Source organism: Streptomyces sp. NRRL WC-3626, assembly GCF_000718785.1.
Classification (GTDB): domain Bacteria; phylum Actinomycetota; class Actinomycetes; order Streptomycetales; family Streptomycetaceae; genus Streptomyces; species Streptomyces edwardsiae.
In genome coordinates this window covers 142,732-160,436 of record NZ_JOCA01000004.1, presented here as the reverse complement: position 1 = coordinate 160,436, position 17,705 = coordinate 142,732, and the positions used below count along the sequence as shown (strand labels likewise).

Below are 17,705 nucleotides of genomic sequence, written 5' to 3'. Positions count from 1 at the left end.
ATGAGCACATTGCAACGGTACGGGGACGGACTTGAGACACGACGAGCGCGCGAACGACCCCGACAAGCGTGTACGGCGCCGGGGAATCCTCGCGGCGAGGAACGGGCTGTCGGCCGATGACGTGCGGGAGTCCGCGGCCGCGCTGGCCCGGCGGGCCCTCGCCCTGCCCGAACTGGCGCACGCGCGCACGGTCGTGGCGTACGTCTCCGTGGGCGGTGAACCCGGCACCCTCACGCTCCTCGACACGCTCCACGCGCGGGGCACACGCGTCCTGCTGCCCGTGCTGCTGCCCGACAACGACCTGGACTGGGGCGTGTACGAGGGCGAGGGCTCGCTCACGCGCGTGCGACATGGCGGGAAAATGGCCCTCCTCGAGCCCGGGGGGCCGCGTCTGGGGCCCGACGCCGTCACGGAGGCGGACGTGGTGCTGCTGCCGGGCCTCGCCGTCGACACGCGCGGCATGCGCCTGGGCCGCGGCGGCGGCTCGTACGACCGTGTCCTCGCCCGCCTCGACCGCGCGGGCGTACACCCGGCCCTGGTGGTGCTGCTGTACGACACCGAGGTGGTCGAGCGGGTTCCGGAGGAGCCCCACGACCGGCCGGTGCACGCGGTGGTCACCCCGTCGGGGGTACGGCGCTTCCGCTGAGCCCGCGCACGCGGAAGCGGATCGCCGAGCCCGCCCGCGCACGCGGAAGCGGCCCCCACGCGTGTGCGTGGGGGCCGCTTCCGGCAGGCGGGGCGGGGGTCAGGGCTTCAGCTGCAGCGTGTCGCTGGTGCTGTCCTCGACCGCCTTCTGCGAGTACGACCACTCCAGCAGCTCGCCCTCGGCCCACTTCTCCGTCTGGTCGACGTAGTGGGCGCTGTAGGCGTGCCCGGAGGCGCCGGTGAGGTTGATCCAGCGGGACTTGTCGAGGTCGCCGAGGTTGACCACCATCCGCATGGACGGCACCCACACGACGCCGTAGCCGCCGGCGGCGTTCCAGCCGGTCGCGTTGACGGTGGCCTCGCCGCCGCCGAGCTTCCACGGGCCGCGGTTGAGCATGTACTGCAGGAAGCCCGGGCCCTCGGTGCCGAGCGTCTGGTTCTTCAGGAACAGGCGGTGCAGCCGGCCCCAGCTCCAGGTGTCGATGTCCTTGCCGAGCTTGGCGGTCAGCTCCCAGCGGGCGTCGATCAGGGCACGCTTGAACAGCTCGTCACGGTTGTCCGCGGCGGGACGCGTGCCCGCCTTGGGCGTCTTCCACCAGGAGCTGTCCTCCTTGTCCATCAGCTGGCGCACCACCTCGAACCAGCGGTCGCCGCCGTCGGGCTGCGCCTGGTCGGCGGCGCGCTGGCCGCATTCGCGGACCTTGTCCGCCTGGTCGGCGGGCCCGGTGTTGTTGACCGGGTCGACCCACAGGCACTGGCCCTTGACCCGCAGCTCCTTGGGCAGCTTGTGGCCGAAGGCGAGCTTGAGGATGTTGCGCCACACGGAGTTGAAGTACGCGGCGGCCGCGGAGTCGGCGTCCTGGGTGTAGTCCCAGCCCTCCAGCAGCTTCTGGGCCTCGCGGACGTCCTTGTCCTCGGTGTCGATCTTGATCAGCTCGGGCACCAGCGTCTGCGCGATGGAGCTGAAGTTGTCCAGCTGCATCTGGCGCATGTCGTCGGTGGAGATCTTGCCGCCGTCCTTGATCTTCGACTTGATCAGGTCGGTGATCCGCTGGCTGCGGGCGCCGTAACCCCAGTCGGTGGTCAGCGTGTACGGGTAGTCCTTGCCGACGACGGCCTGGTTGGCGGTGACGATGTAGCCCCGGTCCGGGTTGTACTCGTAGGGCAGCGCGTCCTGCTCGATCCAGCCGGTCCACTCGTAGTCGGGGTCCCAGCCGGGGGCGGGGACGGAACCGTCGTGGTTCTCCGCGCGGGTGGGGATCTTCCCGGGGAGGGTGTAGCCGATGTCGCCCTCGGTGTCCGCGAAGACCAGGTTCTGCGAGGGCACCTCGAAGAGGGTGGCCGCCTCACGGAAGTCGTCCCAGTCCTTCGCGCGGTTGATCGCGAAGACGGAGTCCATGGTGCGGCCGGCGTCCAGGGCGGTCCAGCGCAGCGCGACGCCGTAGCCGTCGCCCCGGTCGGGGGCGGCGCTGTCCACGGTGGCCTTCTTGCCGGTCTTGACGAGATCGCCGGAACGGTCGGAGAGCAGAGGACCGTTGCCGGTCTCCCGTACGACGATCTTCCGCGCCTTGCCGCCGGCGACCTCGATGGTCTCCTCGCGCGTCTTGAACGGCACCACCTTGCCGTCGTACTGGTAGCCGTCGCCGGTGATCTTCTCCAGGTAGAGGTCGGTGACGTCGACGCCGGAGTTGGTCAGGCCCCAGGCGATCTCCTGGTTGTGGCCGATGATCACGCCGGGCATGCCCGCGAAGGTGTAGCCGGTGACGTCGTACTGGCAGTCGGCGGAGACCTCGCGGCAGTGCAGGCCCATCTGGTACCAGACGGACGGCAGCGAGGCCGACAGGTGCGGGTCGTTGGCGAGCAGCGGCTTGCCGGTGATGGTGTGCCGCCCGGCGACCACCCAGGAGTTGGAGCCGATCCCGTCGCCGTTGACGCCGACGGCGGTGGGGAGGTCCTGGAGGACCTGCTGGAGACCGGTGAGCTGGCTCTCCAGACCGGTCCCGGTGCCGGTGCCCGTGCCCGTCCCGGTGCCGGTGCCCGTCCCGGTGCCCGTCTCCGTACCGGTCCCGGTCCCTGTGCCCGTCCCTGTGCCCGTTCCCGTTCCGCCCGTGCTCTCGCCCTGCTCGTACGCCCCGGTGATCTGGTCGTACTGGCCCTCCTGGACCACCGGCTTGTTCCGGCTGTACGGGTAGGCCGGGTACAGGTCGGCGATCTGCTTCGGGCCGAGGCGGCTGGTCATCAGCGCGCGGTCGATCTCGTCCTGCATGTTGCCGCGCAGGTCCCAGGCCATCGCCTTCAGCCAGGCCACGGAGTCGACCGGGGTCCACTCGCCGGGCTTGTAGTCGTTCTCGAAGCCCAGCGCCGCGTACTCCAGCGAGATCTCCTTGCCCTCCTTGCCCTCCAGATAGGCGTTGACCCCCTTGGCGTACGCCTGGAGGTACTCCTTCGTGGCGGGGGAGAGCTTCTTGTCGTACTCCTCCTTCGCGACCCGGTCCCAGCCCAGGGTGCGCAGGAACTCGTCGTTGTCGACCTGGCCCGCGCCGAACATCTCCGAGAGCCGGCCGGCGGTCATGTGCCGGCGCACGTCCATCTCGTAGAACCGGTCCTGCGCCTGGACATAGCCCTGCGCCATGAACAGGTCCTCGTCGGAGGACGCGTAGATCTGCGGGATGCCGTAGCCGTCCCGTTTGACGTCGACGGGTCCGGCCAGTCCCGGCAGGGTGATCGAACCGCTGGTCTGCGGGAAGGAGGCGCGCACGGTACTGACCGTCCAGTAGCCCCCATAGGCGAGACCGCCGATCAGGGCCAGCACCAGGACGATCAGAAACAGTCTGCCTCTGCGCCCCTTCTTCCTGCCGGACGTGCCGGGCTGCTCCGCGGAGGCGCCGGCCTGCTGACCCGTGGAGGCGGTGGTGTCGGTGGGCATCGCTGTCCTTGCTGTCCTAACGCGAGCGGCAGGTCGGGCTGTGCTTTTAACTGAGCGCTGGAGCAACGATAGGCGCAGGACCCCGCGGCACTTGACGCGGAGTAGGGAACCAGCCCGGACGGACGTTCGATCTTGCCGTCTCGAGCGTCAAGAACGCGTCAAGAGTTAGGTAAGGTAACGAAGTAGTTTGCCGCGGAAGCGGTGGATCGCACGCGCGGTACGTGAGCTCACGCGCGAGTGCGCCTGAGACAGGGAAGGGAACGGCCGCTGACTGTCCACCACCTCAACCAGCTCCTGCTCGTCTGCTCGATCGTCCTGCTCGTCGCCGTCGCAGCGGTCCGGATCTCCTCGCGCAGCGGGCTCCCCAGCCTGCTCGTCTATCTGGGCATCGGCATCGCCATGGGCCAGGACGGCATCGGCGACATCCAGTTCGACAGCGCCGAACTGACCCAGGTCATCGGCTACGCGGCCCTGGTCGTGATCCTCGCCGAGGGCGGTCTGGGCACGAAGTGGAAAGAGGTGAGACCGGTCCTGCCGGCCGCCTCCGCGCTCGCGCTGACCGGTGTCGCGGTGAGCGTCGGCGTGACGGCGTCGGCCGCGCACTTCCTGGTCGGGCTGGAGTGGCGGCAGGCGCTGATCATCGGCGCGGTGGTGTCGTCGACGGACGCGGCTGCCGTCTTCTCGGTGCTGCGGAGGATCCCGCTCCCCACGCGGGTGACCGGCGCGCTGGAGGCGGAGTCCGGTTTCAACGACGCTCCCGTCGTCATCCTCGTCGTCGCCTTCTCCTCGGCCGGACCGATCGAGCACTGGTACGTGCTGCTCGGCGAGATAGTCCTGGAGCTGGCCATCGGCGCCGCCATCGGGCTCGCCGTCGGCTGGCTCGGCTCCTGGGGCCTGCGGCACGTGGCGCTGCCCGCGTCCGGCCTCTACCCGATCGCCGTCATGGCCATCGCCGTCACCGCCTACGCCGCCGGCGCCCTCGCCCACGGCAGCGGCTTCCTCGCCGTCTACCTCGCCTCCATGGTGCTCGGCAACGCCAAACTGCCGCACTGGCCCGCCACACGCGGCTTCGCCGAAGGGCTCGGCTGGCTCGCCCAGATCGGCATGTTCGTCCTGCTCGGCCTGCTCGTCACCCCGCACGAACTGGGCGACGACATCGTGCCCGCCCTGGTCATCGGGCTGGCGCTCACCATGGTGGCCCGCCCGCTCAGCGTCGTGGTGTGCCTGATGCCGTTCCGGGTGCCCTGGCAGGAGCAGACGCTGATGTCCTGGGCGGGGCTGCGCGGCGCCGTGCCCATCATCCTCGCGACGATCCCCATGGTGCAGGGCGTCGACGGCAGCGAGAAGATCTTCAACATCGTCTTCGTGCTGGTCGTCGTCTACACCCTCATCCAGGGCCCGACACTGCCCTGGCTGGCCCGCAAGCTGCGCCTCGGCCGGGACACCGCCGCCGACCTCGGCATCGAGTCGGCGCCCCTGGAGCGGCTGCGCGGCCATCTGCTGTCGGTCGCCATCCCGGCCGGGTCCCGGATGCACGGCGTGGAGGTCGGCGAGCTGCGGCTGCCCGCGGGCGCCGCCGTCACCCTCGTCGTCCGCGAGGGCACGTCGTTCGTGCCGCAGCCGGCGACGGTGCTGCGCCGCGGGGACGAACTGCTCGTCGTCGCCACCGACCCGGTGCGGGACGCCGCCGAACGGCGTCTGCGCGCGGTGGGCCAGGGCGGCAAGCTGGCGGGCTGGCTGGGCACCGAGGAGTCCCCCGACGGACGCTGAGGGCGTGCCCGTCCTCACACCGGACCGGCGGGGTGATCCCTGTACGATGCAGACGACCCCCAGATCGAACCAACTCTGCCTGACGCAGAGCTGGCGCGACCGTATGGCGGCCGGCACGCCCTGAGCTGTGGCACCGGTATCTACCGCAGTCAGCGCAAGAGGACAGCTCTCGGCGCCCCCGCGTCTCCCGCGCGGGTTGCTACCAGGTGGCAGAAAGGCACGGGCCGTGGCATCCACGGTCACCACGTCGAAGGACTCGGCCGCCTCCCGCCCGGGATACGGCCGGCTGCTGCGCACACGCGGCGCGTGGACGTTCCTCCTCCCCGGCTTCGCGGCACGCCAGCCGTTCGCGATGCTCACCCTCTCCATCGTGCTGCTGGTGCGGCACACCACCGGCTCGTACGGCGCGGCCGGCGCCGTGGCCGCCGCCACCGGTGTCTCCATGGCGCTGTTCGCGCCGTACAGCGGCCGTCTCGCCGACCGGCACGGTCAGCGTGCCGTCCTCGTGCCCGGCGTCCTGGTGCACACGGCGGCCGGACTGGCCCTCACGGCGCTGGCGCTGACCGACGCGCCGCTGTGGGCGCTGTTCGCCGCCGCGGTGCCGACGGGTGCCTCGGTGCCGCAGGTCGGACCCATGGTGCGGGCCCGCTGGGGCGTGCGGCTGAAGGGTTCCCCGCTGCTGACCACGGCGGCGGCCTTCGAGTCCGTCACCGACGAGTTCACGTTCGTCGTCGGCCCCCTGCTGGCCACGGCCCTGTGCACGACGGTCGACCCGGCCGCGGGTCTGCTCACCGAGGCCGCGCTGACCCTGGTCGGCGGTCTGCTGTTCGCCGCGCAGAAGGGCACCCAGCCCGCATCGGGCCGGGACGGGCACACGCGCGTGGAGCACGTTTCCGCGCTGCGCGTCCCCGGGGTGCGGGTGCTGATCGTGACGTTCCTCGGCATCGGTTCCGTCTTCGGCGGCATGCAGGTCTCGCTGGCCGCGTTCACCCAGTCGATCGGCGAGCCCGGACTGAACGGCGTCCTGTACGGCGTCTTCGCCGCGGGGAACATGATCTCCGGCATCGTCTGCGGTGCCATCGCCTGGAAAACCTCCCCGCAGCGGCGCCTGGTGATCGGTTACGCGGCGCTCGCGCTGACCGCGTCCGCCCTGTGGACGGCCCATTCGGCCCTGCTGCTGGCCGTGCTCGGCCTCCTGGTCGGCATGTGCATCGCGCCGGCCCTGATCACCGGCTACACGCTGGTGGAGAGCCTGGTCGCGGCGGGCGCCCGCACCGAGGCGTTCACCTGGCTGACCGGTGCGGTCGCGCTCGGGCAGGCGGCGGCCGTCACGGTCGCCGGGCAGCTGGAGGACCGCCTGTGGGGCGGCGCCGGTTTCCTGGTCCCGATGGCCGGTACGGTGCTGGCTCTGGTGACCCTGCTGGCGTCGCGTTCGCGGCTGGCGGCGCACCCGCGCGGGCGCACCGTCGCGCGTGGCGTCGGTCACCGCGATCCCGTGGCAGTGGACTGATCCGACGGAATACGTCACTATGGACCGTCGTTAGCACTCATCGAGTGAGAGTGCCAGGAGGAAGACAGTGCCGACGTACCAGTACCAGTGCACCGAGTGCGGCGAGGGCCTCGAGGCGGTGCAGAAGTTCACCGACGACGCCCTGACCGAGTGCCCCAACTGCCAGGGCCGCCTGAAGAAGGTGTTCTCGGCGGTCGGCATCGTCTTCAAGGGCTCCGGCTTCTACCGCAACGACAGCCGCGGCTCCTCGTCGAGCAGCTCGCCGGCGTCGAAGTCGTCGAGCACCTCGTCGACGTCCTCCTCCTCGGACTCGGGCTCCGGCTCTTCGGCCGGCTCGAGCTCTTCGGCCGCCTCGTCCGGCTCGTCCGGTTCGGGCAGTTCCACCAGCACCACCGCCGCGTAGGGCCACTCTCTTACGGGACCCTGTCGTCTTCCGACGACGGGGTCTTCGGCGTTTCCGGGTGCGGTTAGGGTGCGGGACATGGCGAACAAGGCGAACGCCCGGATCGGCGTGATCGGCGGCTCCGGTTTCTACTCCTTCCTCGACGACGTGACCGAGGTCCAGGTGGACACCCCGTACGGGGCTCCCAGCGACTCCCTGTTCCTCGGCGAGGTGGCCGGCCGGCGGGTCGCCTTCCTCCCCCGGCACGGGCGCGGCCACCATCTGCCGCCGCACCGGATCAACTACCGGGCCAACCTGTGGGCGCTCCGTTCGGTCGGCGTGCGCCAGGTCCTCGGGCCGTGCGCGGTAGGCGGTCTGCGGCCCGAGTACGGGCCGGGCACCCTGCTCGTGCCGGACCAGTTCGTGGACCGTACGAAGTCCAGGACGGCCACCTACTTCGACGGGCTGCCGCTGCCCGACGGCACGGTGCCGAACGTGGTGCACGTGTCGCTGGCCGACCCCTACTGCCCCACCGGGCGGGCCGCCGCGCTGAAGGCGGCGCGGGGCCGGGACTGGGAGGCGGTGGACGGCGGCACGCTGGTCGTGGTCGAGGGGCCGCGCTTCTCCACCCGCGCCGAATCGCTGTGGCACCAGGCGCAGGGCTGGTCGGTGGTGGGCATGACCGGGCATCCGGAGGCGGCGCTCGCCCGTGAGATGGAGCTCTGCTACACCTCCCTGACCCTGGTCACCGACCTGGACGCGGGCGCGGAGACCGGTGAGGGCGTCTCCCACGAAGAGGTGCTGCGGGTGTTCGCGGCCAACGTGGACCGGTTGCGGGACGTGCTCTTCGACGCGGTCGCCGGGCTGCCGGAGACGGCGGAACGGGACTGCCCGTGCGCGTCGGCGCTGGCCGGGACGGACCCGGGGTTCGCGCTGCCGTAGCCGGTGACGGCGGGACGGAACGTCCCGTTCGGGCGGGGGAGTTCTCCACAGGGCCGTGGTGCGTCCACAGGGCCCGGCGGGCGGCGCCGTGAGGCGTCATCGTGGGAGCCGCAAGCCGGTCCCTCGTCCCAGGTGGTGGTACCCGTGTCCCGTCCTCCCTCCCCTCTCCCCCCTCTCTCCCGCGTTCCGCGCCCGCCGGGCGCCGAGGTGCCTCCGCCGTGCGAGGTCCCGCACTTCGCCCCGGTGCGGGTGCGCGGCGGTCTGCCGCTTCCGGACCGGCTCGTACGGCACCGGAGGCGGGCCATGGCGGTCGGTCTCGCGGTCACGGCGGCGGCGCTGGTGGCGGCGGGGCCCCGGGACGCGGACCGCTCCCGCGGGCATCCCGGCGGGGTCCCGGCGGCCCGTACCGCGCCGGTGCCCGCCGGGGACCGCCCGGCACGGGAGCGCCCCGGCGCGGAGGTCACGACGGCGGTGCGGATCGCCGACGCGGCCACGGTCCGGCTGCTGCGGCCGGGCGACCGGGTGGACGTGATCGCCGCCGAGGAGTCGGTGTCCGGGGGCGGGGCCCGTGTGGTCGCGCGCGGGGCTCGGGTGACCGAGGTGCCGGAGCCGGCGCGGGACGCGGGCGACGCCGGTGCGCTGGTCGTGCTGTCGGTGCCGCGCGGCGCCGCGTCCGGTCTGGCGGGGGCGGGTGTCACGGCCCGGCTGGCGGTGACGATGTGGTGACCGTGTCGCGTTTCTCACAGGCGTCGGCCTCCTGCTCGGGACGATCCGACTGGACACGTCCGCCGGGGGGTGACGTATGTTGCGGAACGTTTTGTTCCACAGCCTGTGCACAAGAGATGAGGGTCCGCGGTGAGCGACAACGGAAAGACGAGCGTGTGGCAGGGCTTCAAGGCCTTCCTGATGCGCGGGAACGTCGTCGATCTGGCTGTTGCGGTGGTCATCGGTGCCGCCTTCACGAACATCGTCAACGCGGTCGTGAAGGGCGTCATCAATCCGCTGGTGGGCGCCTTCGGCACCAAGAACCTGGACAGCTACAGCTCGTGTCTGAAGGGCCCCTGCGAGGGCACCGGCGACACCGCGACGGGCGTCACGATCATGTGGGGCTCGGTCCTCGGGGCGACGCTGCAGTTCGTGATCACGGCGGCGGTCGTCTACTTCCTGATGGTGCTGCCCATGGCGAAGTACCTGGCCCGCGTGGAGGCCCGCCGGAAGGCGAAGGAGGGCACGCAGGAGATCGTCGAGATCAGCGAGCTGGAAGTACTCAAGGAGATCCGCGACACCCTCGTCGCCCAGCGCGGCCAGGGCCAGGGCCAGGGCCCGGGCGAGCGGTAGAAGCGGCGCGCCCGCGGGCGGGTCAGATGTGGTGGGGCGGCTTCTCGTCGAGGAAGCGCTTGAGATCGGCGGCGCTGTCGCCGGACGGGCGGTCGCCCCACCCGCGGTCCGTGTCGTCCGCGGACTGCTGGTCCAGCGGGTCGTCGAAGACCAGCGCCGGCTCGGTCTCACGCGGGCGGGGATCGGGGGCGATGCTCATACCGTCCAGGGTACGGCCGCCCCCGACCGGGCAGTACTGGCCCCATGACAGCTGACGCTCTGACGGATGTGGCCGGCCTGCGTGTGGGACACGCGACGCGTACCGGCGGCGGATGGCTCACCGGCACCACGGTGGTGCTCGCGCCCGAGGGCGGGGCCGTGGCCGCGGTGGACGTACGCGGCGGCGGGCCCGGCACGAAGGAGACCGACGCGCTCGATCCGCGCAACCTGGTGCAGAGGGCCGAGGCGATCGTGCTGACCGGGGGCAGCGCGTACGGGCTCGACGCGGCCTCCGGGGTGATGGCCTGGCTGGAGGAGCGCGGACGCGGCGTGCGGGTCGGACCGGATCCGGCCCATGTGGTGCCGGTGGTGCCGGCCGCCTGTGTCTTCGATCTGGGCCGCGGCGGCGACTTCCGGGCCAGGCCCGACGCCGCCACCGGCCGGGCCGCGGTGGAGGCCGCGGCGGCGAGCGAGCACGGCGGCCCGGTGCCGCAGGGCTGTGTGGGCGCCGGCACGGGCGCGGTGGCCGGGCAGCTGAAGGGCGGCATCGGCACCGCGAGCACGGTGCTGGAGTCGGGGATCACGGTGGCCGCGCTGGTGGTGGCGAACGCGGCGGGGTCCGTGACGGATCCGGAAACGGGGGTGCTGTACGGGGAGTTGTTCCAGGGAAGGGTGCGCCATCCGGAGCCGGAGGTGCACGAGGCCGCGCTGCGACGGCTGGCACGCACGGCGGAGCGCAACGGGGTGCCGCCGCTGAACACCACGCTCGCGGTGGTCGCCACCGACGCCGGCCTGTCCAAGGCGCAGGCGCAGAAGCTGGCCGGCACCGCGCACGACGGGATCGCGCGGGCGGTACGGCCGGTGCATCTGCTCAGCGACGGAGACACCGTGTTCACCCTGGCCACGGGCGCCCGCCCGCTGGACGCGGCGAACCCCCTCGCGCTGAACGAGGTCCTGGCGGCGGGCGCGGACCTGGTGACCCGCGCGATCGTCCGGGCGGTCCGTGCCGCCGCCCCGGTGGACGGTCCGGGCGGGGCATGGCCGTCGTACGGGGAGCTGTACGGCGAACACTGAAGGAGAAACGGAGAAAGAACCGTCGATCGGCTGCCGAAGTGCCGTCCGATCAGGAACTATTGACGTCCTGCCGGGCCGGGCCGGGAACTTCTCGCGTCACCCGCGCGTTTTCCGGCCATACGTTTCCTCGGTTCCCGGACACGATGTCCGGCCGAGGGGCTACGGTATGCACCCACAAGGTGACATGCAGCAACGCCGGGAGAAACCTTGAGCGTTCCGTACGACACTCCAGCGTACGAACCACCCGACTCACCCGAGACTCCGGAGGAACACCTCGCGCGTTTCCTCGGACGTGCGCTGAACTCCTTCGAGTTGCCCGACGAGACGATCAGCCGGCTGGACTGCGCGCTGGCGCACGACGGTTCGCTGCACTCCGCGCACCACAGCGCGGGGCTGCACCGGGAGACGTACCGGCACACCTGGCTGCTCGCCGACGGTTCGGCGCTGACGCTCTGGGAGCTCGTGCACAACACGGCCCCCGGGGCGGAGCCGCAGCACGAGGTGTATGTGGACGAGGAGGAGCTGCGCACGGCCACGGCGCGGCTGCCGTTGCCGCCGGACACCCCGGACTTCGAACTGCCGGTGACGATACGGCTGTCGCCGCCGCCCGCCCTGCGACAGGTGTATGTGCCGGACCGGTCGGCGGATCACGCGCGGCGCTTACTGCGCCGGGCGGAGAACACGGACCGGCCGGGCGGGGAGACGGCCGCGCGGCTGGCCACGGCGCGCGCCCACCGGATCACCCAGGCCTTCGGCCGCCCGTCCCGCGCGGGCCGCCCGGGACTGTCCTTCTCGCTCTACGAGCACGCGTTCCTGCTCGGTGACGGCGGTGAGCTCTCCCTGTGGGAGGTCGAGCACACGGTCACGCCCGACGGACGGCACATGTGCGAGGTGTACGGCAGCGAGGACGCGGCGCGGGACGCGATGGAGCGCCGGGCGGCCCAGGTCTTCTGACGCGGCCGGCTCAGTCCCCTTCGCTGAGGTGCCGCACCAGCACGGCGAACGCGTCGCGCTCCGCCGGGGTGAGCCGTACGGCCTCCCCGTCGGGGCCCGTCCGCCGCTGGCGTGGGATCACCGGGACGCCGTGGGGCGTGTGCTGCCGTGGGACCGTTTCGACGGGCCGGTGTGCGCGCGGCCGCCCGCGTCGACGTCGCAGGACATCGGCCAGACCCGCCGCGCAGGCCACGGCCACCAGCGTGAGGACGGTGGCGCCCGTCGTCCGCGAGAGTGTCTTGTACTCAGGCATGCGGCCCAGTACACACCACGATCCGGGGCTTTGACCCCGGATCGTGATGATGGTGATCTATATCGCAGTAGGCATGAAATGCCCACACCTACCCAAACGGACGCACCGCCGTATCGTTACGCGGCCACCGGCTCCCTGGCCTCGGCGGACGGCGCCGGAGCACCCGCTCCCGCCGTCCCCGCACCGGCCCCGGCGGCCGGCTTGCGCAGTCCCTTGAGGACGACCACCAGGGCGGTGGTGACGCCGACGCCCGCGGCGATGGCGACCAGGTAGAGGAAGGGGTTGCCGATCAGCGGGACCACGAAGATGCCGCCGTGCGGGGCGCGCAAGGTGGCGCCGAAGGCCATCGACAGGGCGCCGGTGACCGCGCCGCCCGCCATCGACGCGGGGATCACCCGCAGCGGGTCGGCGGCGGCGAACGGGATCGCGCCCTCGGAGATGAAGGAGGCGCCCAGCACCCAGGCGGCCTTGCCGTTCTCGCGCTCGGTCCGGTTGAAGAGCTTGCCGCGGACCGTGGTGGCCAGGGCCATCGCCAGCGGCGGCACCATGCCGGCCGCCATCACCGCGGCCATGATCTTCATCGCGGAGTCGCTGGGGCTCGCGACGGCGATCCCGGCGGTGGCGAAGGTGTAGGCGACCTTGTTGACCGGGCCGCCGAGGTCGAAGCACATCATCAGGCCGAGGAGGGCGCCGAGGAGGACGGCGTTGGTGCCGGTGAGGCCGTTCAGCCAGTCCGTCATGCCCTTCTGGGCCTCGGCGATCGGCTTGCCGATGACGACGAACATCAGGAACCCGACGACAGCGGCGGAGATCAGCGGGATCACCACCACGGGCATGATGCCGCGCAGTGCCGCCGGGATGCGCACCTTCTGGATCGCGATCACCACGCCACCGGCGATCAGACCGGCCGCGAGGCCGCCGAGGAAGCCGGCGTTGATGGTGAGGGAGATCGCGCCGCCGACGAAGCCGGGCACGAGGCCGGGCCGGTCGGCCATGCCGTAGGCGATGTAGCCGGCCAGGACCGGGACGAGGAAGCCGAAGGCGACGCCGCCGATCTGGAAGAGCAGGGCACCCCAGCTGGCGGCCTGGGTCCACACGAAGTGGTCCATCACCGAGGGCGCCTCGTTGATGTCGTAGCCGCCGATCGCGAAGCCGAGGGCGATCAGCAGACCGCCCGCCGCGACGAACGGCACCATGTAACTGACGCCGGACATGAGCCACTTGCGCAGCTTGGTGCCGTAGCCCTCGCCGCTGTCGCCGGTCCGCTCGACGGGCGTACCGCCGGACGCGGCCGCGGTGGCCTCGCCCCGCTCCGCCTTGCCGCGCACCTCGCCGATCAGCTCGGCGGGGCGGTTGATGGCCGCCTTGACGCCGGTGTCGACGGTGGGCTTGCCCGCGAAGCGGTCCTTCTCCCGTACGGGCACGTCGTGGGCGAAGATCACGCCGTCGGCCGCCGCGATCACGGCCGGGTCGAGCCGGGTGAACCCGGCGGAGCCCTGGGTCTCGACGGTGATCTCGATGCCGGCGTCCCGGCCGGCGTTCTCCAGGGACTCGGCCGCCATGTAGGTGTGGGCGATGCCGGTGGGGCAGGAGGTGACGGCGACGACCCGGAAGGGGCGGTCCGCCTCGGGAGCGGTGGTGCCCGTGGCGGCGCCGGCGGAGGCCGCCGCCGGCGCCGTCACGGAGTCCTCGGAGCCGGCCTCTTCGCCCCGGATCAGCGCGGCCGCCGCGTCCGCGCCGGTCACGGACCGCAGCGCGTCGGTGAACCCGGTGTCCATGAGCTGCCGGGCCAGCGACGACAGGATCGTCAGATGGGCGTCGTCCGCGCCGGCCGGAGCGGCGATGAGGAAGATCAGGTCGGCGGGTCCGTCCGCCGCCCCGAAGTCGATCCCGGCGGTGCTGCGTCCGAAGGCGAGCGTGGGCTCGGTGACGTGCTCACTGCGGCAGTGCGGGATGCCGATGCCGCCGTCGAGGCCGGTCGGCATCTGCGCCTCGCGGGCGGCGACGTGGGCGAGGAAGCCGTCCAGGTCGGTCACCCGGCCCAGGGCCACCATGCGCTCGGCGAGGGCACGCGCCGCCGCCTCCTTGGTCTCGGCGGACAGGTCGAGGTCGACCAGTTCCGCGGTGATCAGGTCACTCATCGCGGGCTCCTTCGCACGCATAGCGCCCGTACAGCGGGGTGGGCGGGAGAGGGGGACGGGGGTGAGAAGGGGAAGAGGTGGTTCATGACACCGGCTCCCGCAGGACGCGGTCGCCGGGGATGTCGGCCGTGACGGTCACCGCGGCCGGGTCCAGGTCGCCCGGCGCCGGCATCACGCTGCCGGGCAGCTGGACGGCCGCCGCGCCGTGGGCGACGGCGGAGACGAGGGCCTCACGGCCGCGCCCGCCGGCGACGAGGAACCCGGCGAGCGAGGAGTCACCGGCGCCCACGTTGCTGCGGACGGCGGCCACCGGAGCGGTGCCGAACAGGGCGCCGTCGTCGTCCACGAGCAGCTGCCCGTCGGCGCCGAGGCTCGCGAGGACGGCGCGGGCGCCCATCCCCCGCAGTTCCTCGGCCGCCTTCAGCGCGTCGCCGACGGTGACCAGGGGCCGCCCGACGGCTTCGGCGAGCTCGGCGGCGTTCGGCTTCACCACGTCGGGCCGCTCGCGCAGGGCCGCGAGGAGCGCGGGTCCGGAGGTGTCCAGGGCGATGCGTACCCCGGCGGCGTGCACACGGGCGACGAGGTCCGCGTACCAGGACGGGGCCAGTCCGCGCGGCAGGCTGCCGCAGCAGGCGATCCAGTCGGCGCCCGGGGCCTGCCGGCGCACGGTGTCCAGGAGCAGTTCCCGTTCGTCCGACGTCAGTTCCGGACCGGGTGCGTTGATCTTCGTCAGTACGCCGTCGGTCTCGGCGAGCGCGATGTTGGAGCGGGTGGCTCCGGCGACCGGGACCGGGGCGACCTCGATGCCCTGCGCGTCCAGCAGATCGGCGACCAGGGCGCCGGGGGCGCCGCCCAGGGGCAGTACGGCGACGGTGCGGCGGCCGGCCGCGGCGACGGCGCGGGAGACGTTGACGCCCTTGCCGCCGGGGTCGACGCGTTCGCCGGTGGCCCGGACGACCTCGCCGCGGTCCAGCGAGGGGACCTCGTAGGTGCGGTCCAGGGACGGGTTGGGGGTGATGGTGAGGATCATGCGCGTACTACTTCCGTGCCGCCGCGCTCGATCGCGGCGGCGTCGTCCGGGCCGAGCCCGCTGTCGGTGATCAGCAGGTCCACGTCGGCGAGGCCGCCGAAGCGGGCGAAGTGCTCCTGGCCGTGCTTGGAGGAGTCGGCCAGCAGCACCACACGGCGGGCCGCGGCCATGGCGGCGCGCTTCACGGCGGCCTCGGCGAGGTCGGGGGTGGTGAGTCCGTGTTCGGCGGAGAACCCGTTGGCGGCCACGAACAGGACGTCCGCGCGGATCTCGGCGTACGCCCGCAGCGCCCAGGCGTCCACGGCGGCGCGCGTACGGTGCCGTACACGCCCCCCGACCAGGTGGAGCTGGATGCCGGGGTGGTCGGCGAGCCGGGCCGCGATGGGCAGGCTGTGGGTGACGACGGTGAGGGAGGCCTCCGCCGGCAGGATGCCGGTGAGCCGCGCGACCGTCGAACCGGCGTCCACGATCAGGGTGCCGTCGGCGGGGAGTTCGGCGAGGGCGGCCCGGGCGATGCGGTCCTTCTCGTCGGCCGCGGTCGTCTCCCGCTCGGCGAGGTCCGGCTCGAAGTCGAGGCGTCCGGCGGGGATGGCCCCGCCGTGCACCCTGCGGACCAGACCCGCGCGGTCCATGGCCTTCAGGTCCCGGCGGATGGTCTCGGCGGTCACCTGGAACTCCTCGGCCAGCGAGACCACGTCCACCCGGCCGCCGTCACGGGCGAGCCGCAGGATCTCCTGCTGGCGCTCCGGTGCGTACATGTCCGTCTGCCTCCGAGTCCGTTCATGCCCGAACGTGTGGTTTCGCTCGCACCGTACGTCCGAATGTCCGGAAAGTAAACAGGAGCAGGCCGAAAACAGGCATGAGCGGACTTCCGTTTGTGTCCGGATGCCCTCGAGGAGGCGGACGACGGGAAGGGCCCGGCACCTTCGAGGTACCGGGCCCTTCCCTCGTCCGCGCCGTTCAGGACACCAGTTCCCGCTCCTTCTCCACCACCGCCGGAGCCTCCCCCGCGCCCTCCACATGCTGGGCCGGGCGCTTCGGCAGGGCGAACATCAGCAGGAAGATCACGCCCAGTACCGCCGCCACATAGCCCAGCGCGTGCTGGAAGCCCTCCGCGAACGCCGGCCCCACCTCGGCCGGGGCGAGCCGTTCGTCGATCACCCCGAAGAACACCACCGACACCAGGCCGAGCCCCAGCGCGTTCCCCATCTGCTGCACGGTGTTGATCAGCCCCGACGCCGACCCGGCGTGCTCGCGCGGCACCTCGGACAGCACCGCGTCCGTCAGCGGCGCCACGATCAGCCCCATGCCGGCGCCCATGACCACCAGGGGGAGCGCCATCTGCCAGGACGCGATGTCCATGCCGTACCGCTCGGACTCCCCCATATAGAGGAGAACGCCCGCCGCCATCACCAGCGCGCCCGCCTGGAGCACCTTGCGCCCGAAGCGCGGCACCAGCAGCTGCACCGACATCCCGGCCGCGGCGGAGACCGCGATGGAGAACGGCACCCCGGTCAGTCCGGCCCGCAGCGCGCTCCAGCCCAGGCCGATCTGCATGTACAGCGTCCACACCAGGAAGAAGATCCCGAGTCCGATCCCGAACACCGTCTGCACCGCGATGCCCGCCGCGAAGCTCTTCACCCGGAACAGCGACAGCTCGATCAGCGGGGAGCCGTCCCGCGCGCCCTTGACCCGCTCGTACGCCACCAGCGCCCCGAAGACCAGCAGCGCGCCGGCCATCGACACGTATCCCCACAGCGGCCAGCCCAGCTCACGGCCGCGGGTCAGCGGGTAGAGCAGCATCAGCAGGCCCAGCGTCACCAGCGCGACGCCCACCAGGTCCAGTTTCAGGGCGCGCGGCGCCTTCGACTCGCTGATGAAGCGCCGGCCGAGGATCAGCCCCGCGATGCCGACCGGCAGGTTGATCAGGAAGATCGGCCGCCATGCGAGGCCGAACAGGTTCCATTCGGTCAGCAGCGCGCCCAGCAGCGGTCCGGACACCGCGCCCAGGCCGACGATGGCGCCGAACAGCCCGAACACCTTGCCGCGTTCGTGCGGCGGGAAGGTCGCGTGCACGATCGACAGCACCTGCGGCACCATCAGCGCCGCCATGGCTCCTTGCAGGATGCGGGAGGCGACCAGCATCTCGGGGTTCACGGCGAACCCGCACAGCGCGGAGGCGAGGGTGAAGCCGCCGATGCCGACGAGGAAGATCCGCTTGCGGCCGTGGATGTCGCCGAGCCGCCCGCCGGTGACGAGTCCGGCGGCGAAGGCCAGCGCGTAGCCGGCGGTGATCCACTGGATCTGGCTGAAGGTGGCGCCCTCGTCGCGCTGGATGGCCGGGATCGCGATGTTGACGATGGTGACGTCCACGAGGTCCATGAAGGCCGCGGTCATCACGATCGCCAGCGCGAACCAGCGGCGACGGTCGCCCGCCCCGGTCCGTGCCGTGTACGGGGTGTCGGTGGAGTTCATGTCGCTGAAGCTAGAAGCCATCTAGGAC

At 72.1% G+C, this 17,705-nt stretch carries 16 protein-coding genes; 9 read left to right on the top strand and 7 right to left on the bottom strand.

Annotated elements, in window-relative coordinates; all coding sequences use genetic code 11:
* The first annotated feature begins 31 nt into the window (after positions 1-31).
* On the top strand, positions 32-646 hold the full coding sequence (locus IF28_RS0108445) for a 5-formyltetrahydrofolate cyclo-ligase (RefSeq protein WP_030216189.1): 615 nt from the start codon (positions 32-34) through the stop codon (positions 644-646).
* A 99-nt stretch (positions 647-745) separates the two neighbouring features.
* Here the strand turns inward: IF28_RS0108445 and IF28_RS0108440 are convergent, their stop codons facing one another.
* Positions 746-3,571, bottom strand: coding sequence for a penicillin acylase family protein (locus IF28_RS0108440; protein WP_030216188.1), 2,826 nt, complete (start codon positions 3,569-3,571; stop codon positions 746-748).
* A 237-nt stretch (positions 3,572-3,808) separates the two neighbouring features.
* Between IF28_RS0108440 and IF28_RS0108435 the strand changes: the two genes are divergently transcribed.
* The 6 genes from IF28_RS0108435 (at position 3,809) to mscL (ending at position 9,513) form a co-directional block, all read left to right on the top strand.
* On the top strand, positions 3,809-5,341 hold the full coding sequence (locus IF28_RS0108435) for a potassium/proton antiporter (protein ID WP_030216187.1): 1,533 nt from the start codon (positions 3,809-3,811) through the stop codon (positions 5,339-5,341).
* Positions 5,342-5,567: 226 nt separating this feature from the next.
* Positions 5,568-6,851 carry an MFS transporter gene (locus IF28_RS0108430; RefSeq protein ID WP_030216184.1) on the top strand — a complete coding sequence of 428 codons (1,284 nt, stop codon included), beginning with the start codon at positions 5,568-5,570 and terminating at the stop codon, positions 6,849-6,851.
* 67 nt (positions 6,852-6,918) lie between these two features.
* Entirely contained in the window at positions 6,919-7,254 is a 336-nt protein-coding gene (locus IF28_RS37595) for an FmdB family zinc ribbon protein (protein ID WP_030216182.1), read from the top strand.
* A gap of 78 nt (positions 7,255-7,332) precedes the next feature.
* Positions 7,333-8,175: an S-methyl-5'-thioadenosine phosphorylase gene (locus IF28_RS0108420; protein WP_030216181.1), complete on the top strand. Its 843-nt coding sequence runs from the start codon at positions 7,333-7,335 to the stop codon at positions 8,173-8,175.
* Positions 8,176-8,319: 144 nt separating this feature from the next.
* Positions 8,320-8,901, top strand: a complete 582-nt coding sequence (locus IF28_RS0108415) for a hypothetical protein (RefSeq protein WP_078621001.1) — start codon at positions 8,320-8,322, stop codon at positions 8,899-8,901.
* A gap of 129 nt (positions 8,902-9,030) precedes the next feature.
* Positions 9,031-9,513 carry a large conductance mechanosensitive channel protein MscL gene (gene mscL, locus IF28_RS0108410; RefSeq protein WP_030216171.1) on the top strand — a complete coding sequence of 161 codons (483 nt, stop codon included), beginning with the start codon at positions 9,031-9,033 and terminating at the stop codon, positions 9,511-9,513.
* A gap of 22 nt (positions 9,514-9,535) precedes the next feature.
* Here mscL and IF28_RS38540 read toward each other — a convergent pair whose 3' ends face one another.
* Complete coding sequence (locus IF28_RS38540) at positions 9,536-9,712, bottom strand: hypothetical protein (RefSeq protein WP_106982015.1); 177 nt, start codon at positions 9,710-9,712, stop codon at positions 9,536-9,538.
* Between the two features lie 44 nt (positions 9,713-9,756).
* On the opposite strand from IF28_RS38540, the gene IF28_RS0108400 reads away from it, so the two are divergent.
* Positions 9,757-10,785 carry a P1 family peptidase gene (locus IF28_RS0108400; protein ID WP_030216168.1) on the top strand — a complete coding sequence of 343 codons (1,029 nt, stop codon included), beginning with the start codon at positions 9,757-9,759 and terminating at the stop codon, positions 10,783-10,785.
* Between the two features lie 207 nt (positions 10,786-10,992).
* Positions 10,993-11,739, top strand: coding sequence for a DUF6227 family protein (locus IF28_RS0108395; RefSeq protein ID WP_030216166.1), 747 nt, complete (start codon positions 10,993-10,995; stop codon positions 11,737-11,739).
* A 10-nt stretch (positions 11,740-11,749) separates the two neighbouring features.
* Here the strand turns inward: IF28_RS0108395 and IF28_RS0108390 are convergent, their stop codons facing one another.
* The 5 genes from IF28_RS0108390 to IF28_RS0108370 all read right to left on the bottom strand — a co-directional run bounded on the left by IF28_RS0108390 (position 11,750) and on the right by IF28_RS0108370 (position 17,677).
* Positions 11,750-12,031, bottom strand: coding sequence for a hypothetical protein (locus tag IF28_RS0108390; protein ID WP_030216164.1), 282 nt, complete (start codon positions 12,029-12,031; stop codon positions 11,750-11,752).
* 116 nt (positions 12,032-12,147) lie between these two features.
* Positions 12,148-14,172 carry a PTS fructose transporter subunit IIABC gene (locus IF28_RS0108385; RefSeq protein ID WP_030216162.1) on the bottom strand — a complete coding sequence of 675 codons (2,025 nt, stop codon included), beginning with the start codon at positions 14,170-14,172 and terminating at the stop codon, positions 12,148-12,150.
* Between the two features lie 82 nt (positions 14,173-14,254).
* Positions 14,255-15,202, bottom strand: coding sequence for a 1-phosphofructokinase (pfkB, locus tag IF28_RS0108380; RefSeq protein WP_030216160.1), 948 nt, complete (start codon positions 15,200-15,202; stop codon positions 14,255-14,257).
* On the bottom strand, positions 15,199-15,960 hold the full coding sequence (locus IF28_RS0108375; RefSeq protein ID WP_030216158.1) for a DeoR/GlpR family DNA-binding transcription regulator: 762 nt from the start codon (positions 15,958-15,960) through the stop codon (positions 15,199-15,201). The genes pfkB and IF28_RS0108375 overlap by 4 nt, the downstream gene beginning before the upstream one ends.
* Positions 15,961-16,162: 202 nt before the next feature.
* A complete protein-coding gene (locus tag IF28_RS0108370) occupies positions 16,163-17,677 on the bottom strand; it encodes an MFS transporter (RefSeq protein ID WP_030216153.1) in 1,515 nt (504 codons plus the stop codon).
* Positions 17,678-17,705 lie beyond the last annotated feature (28 nt).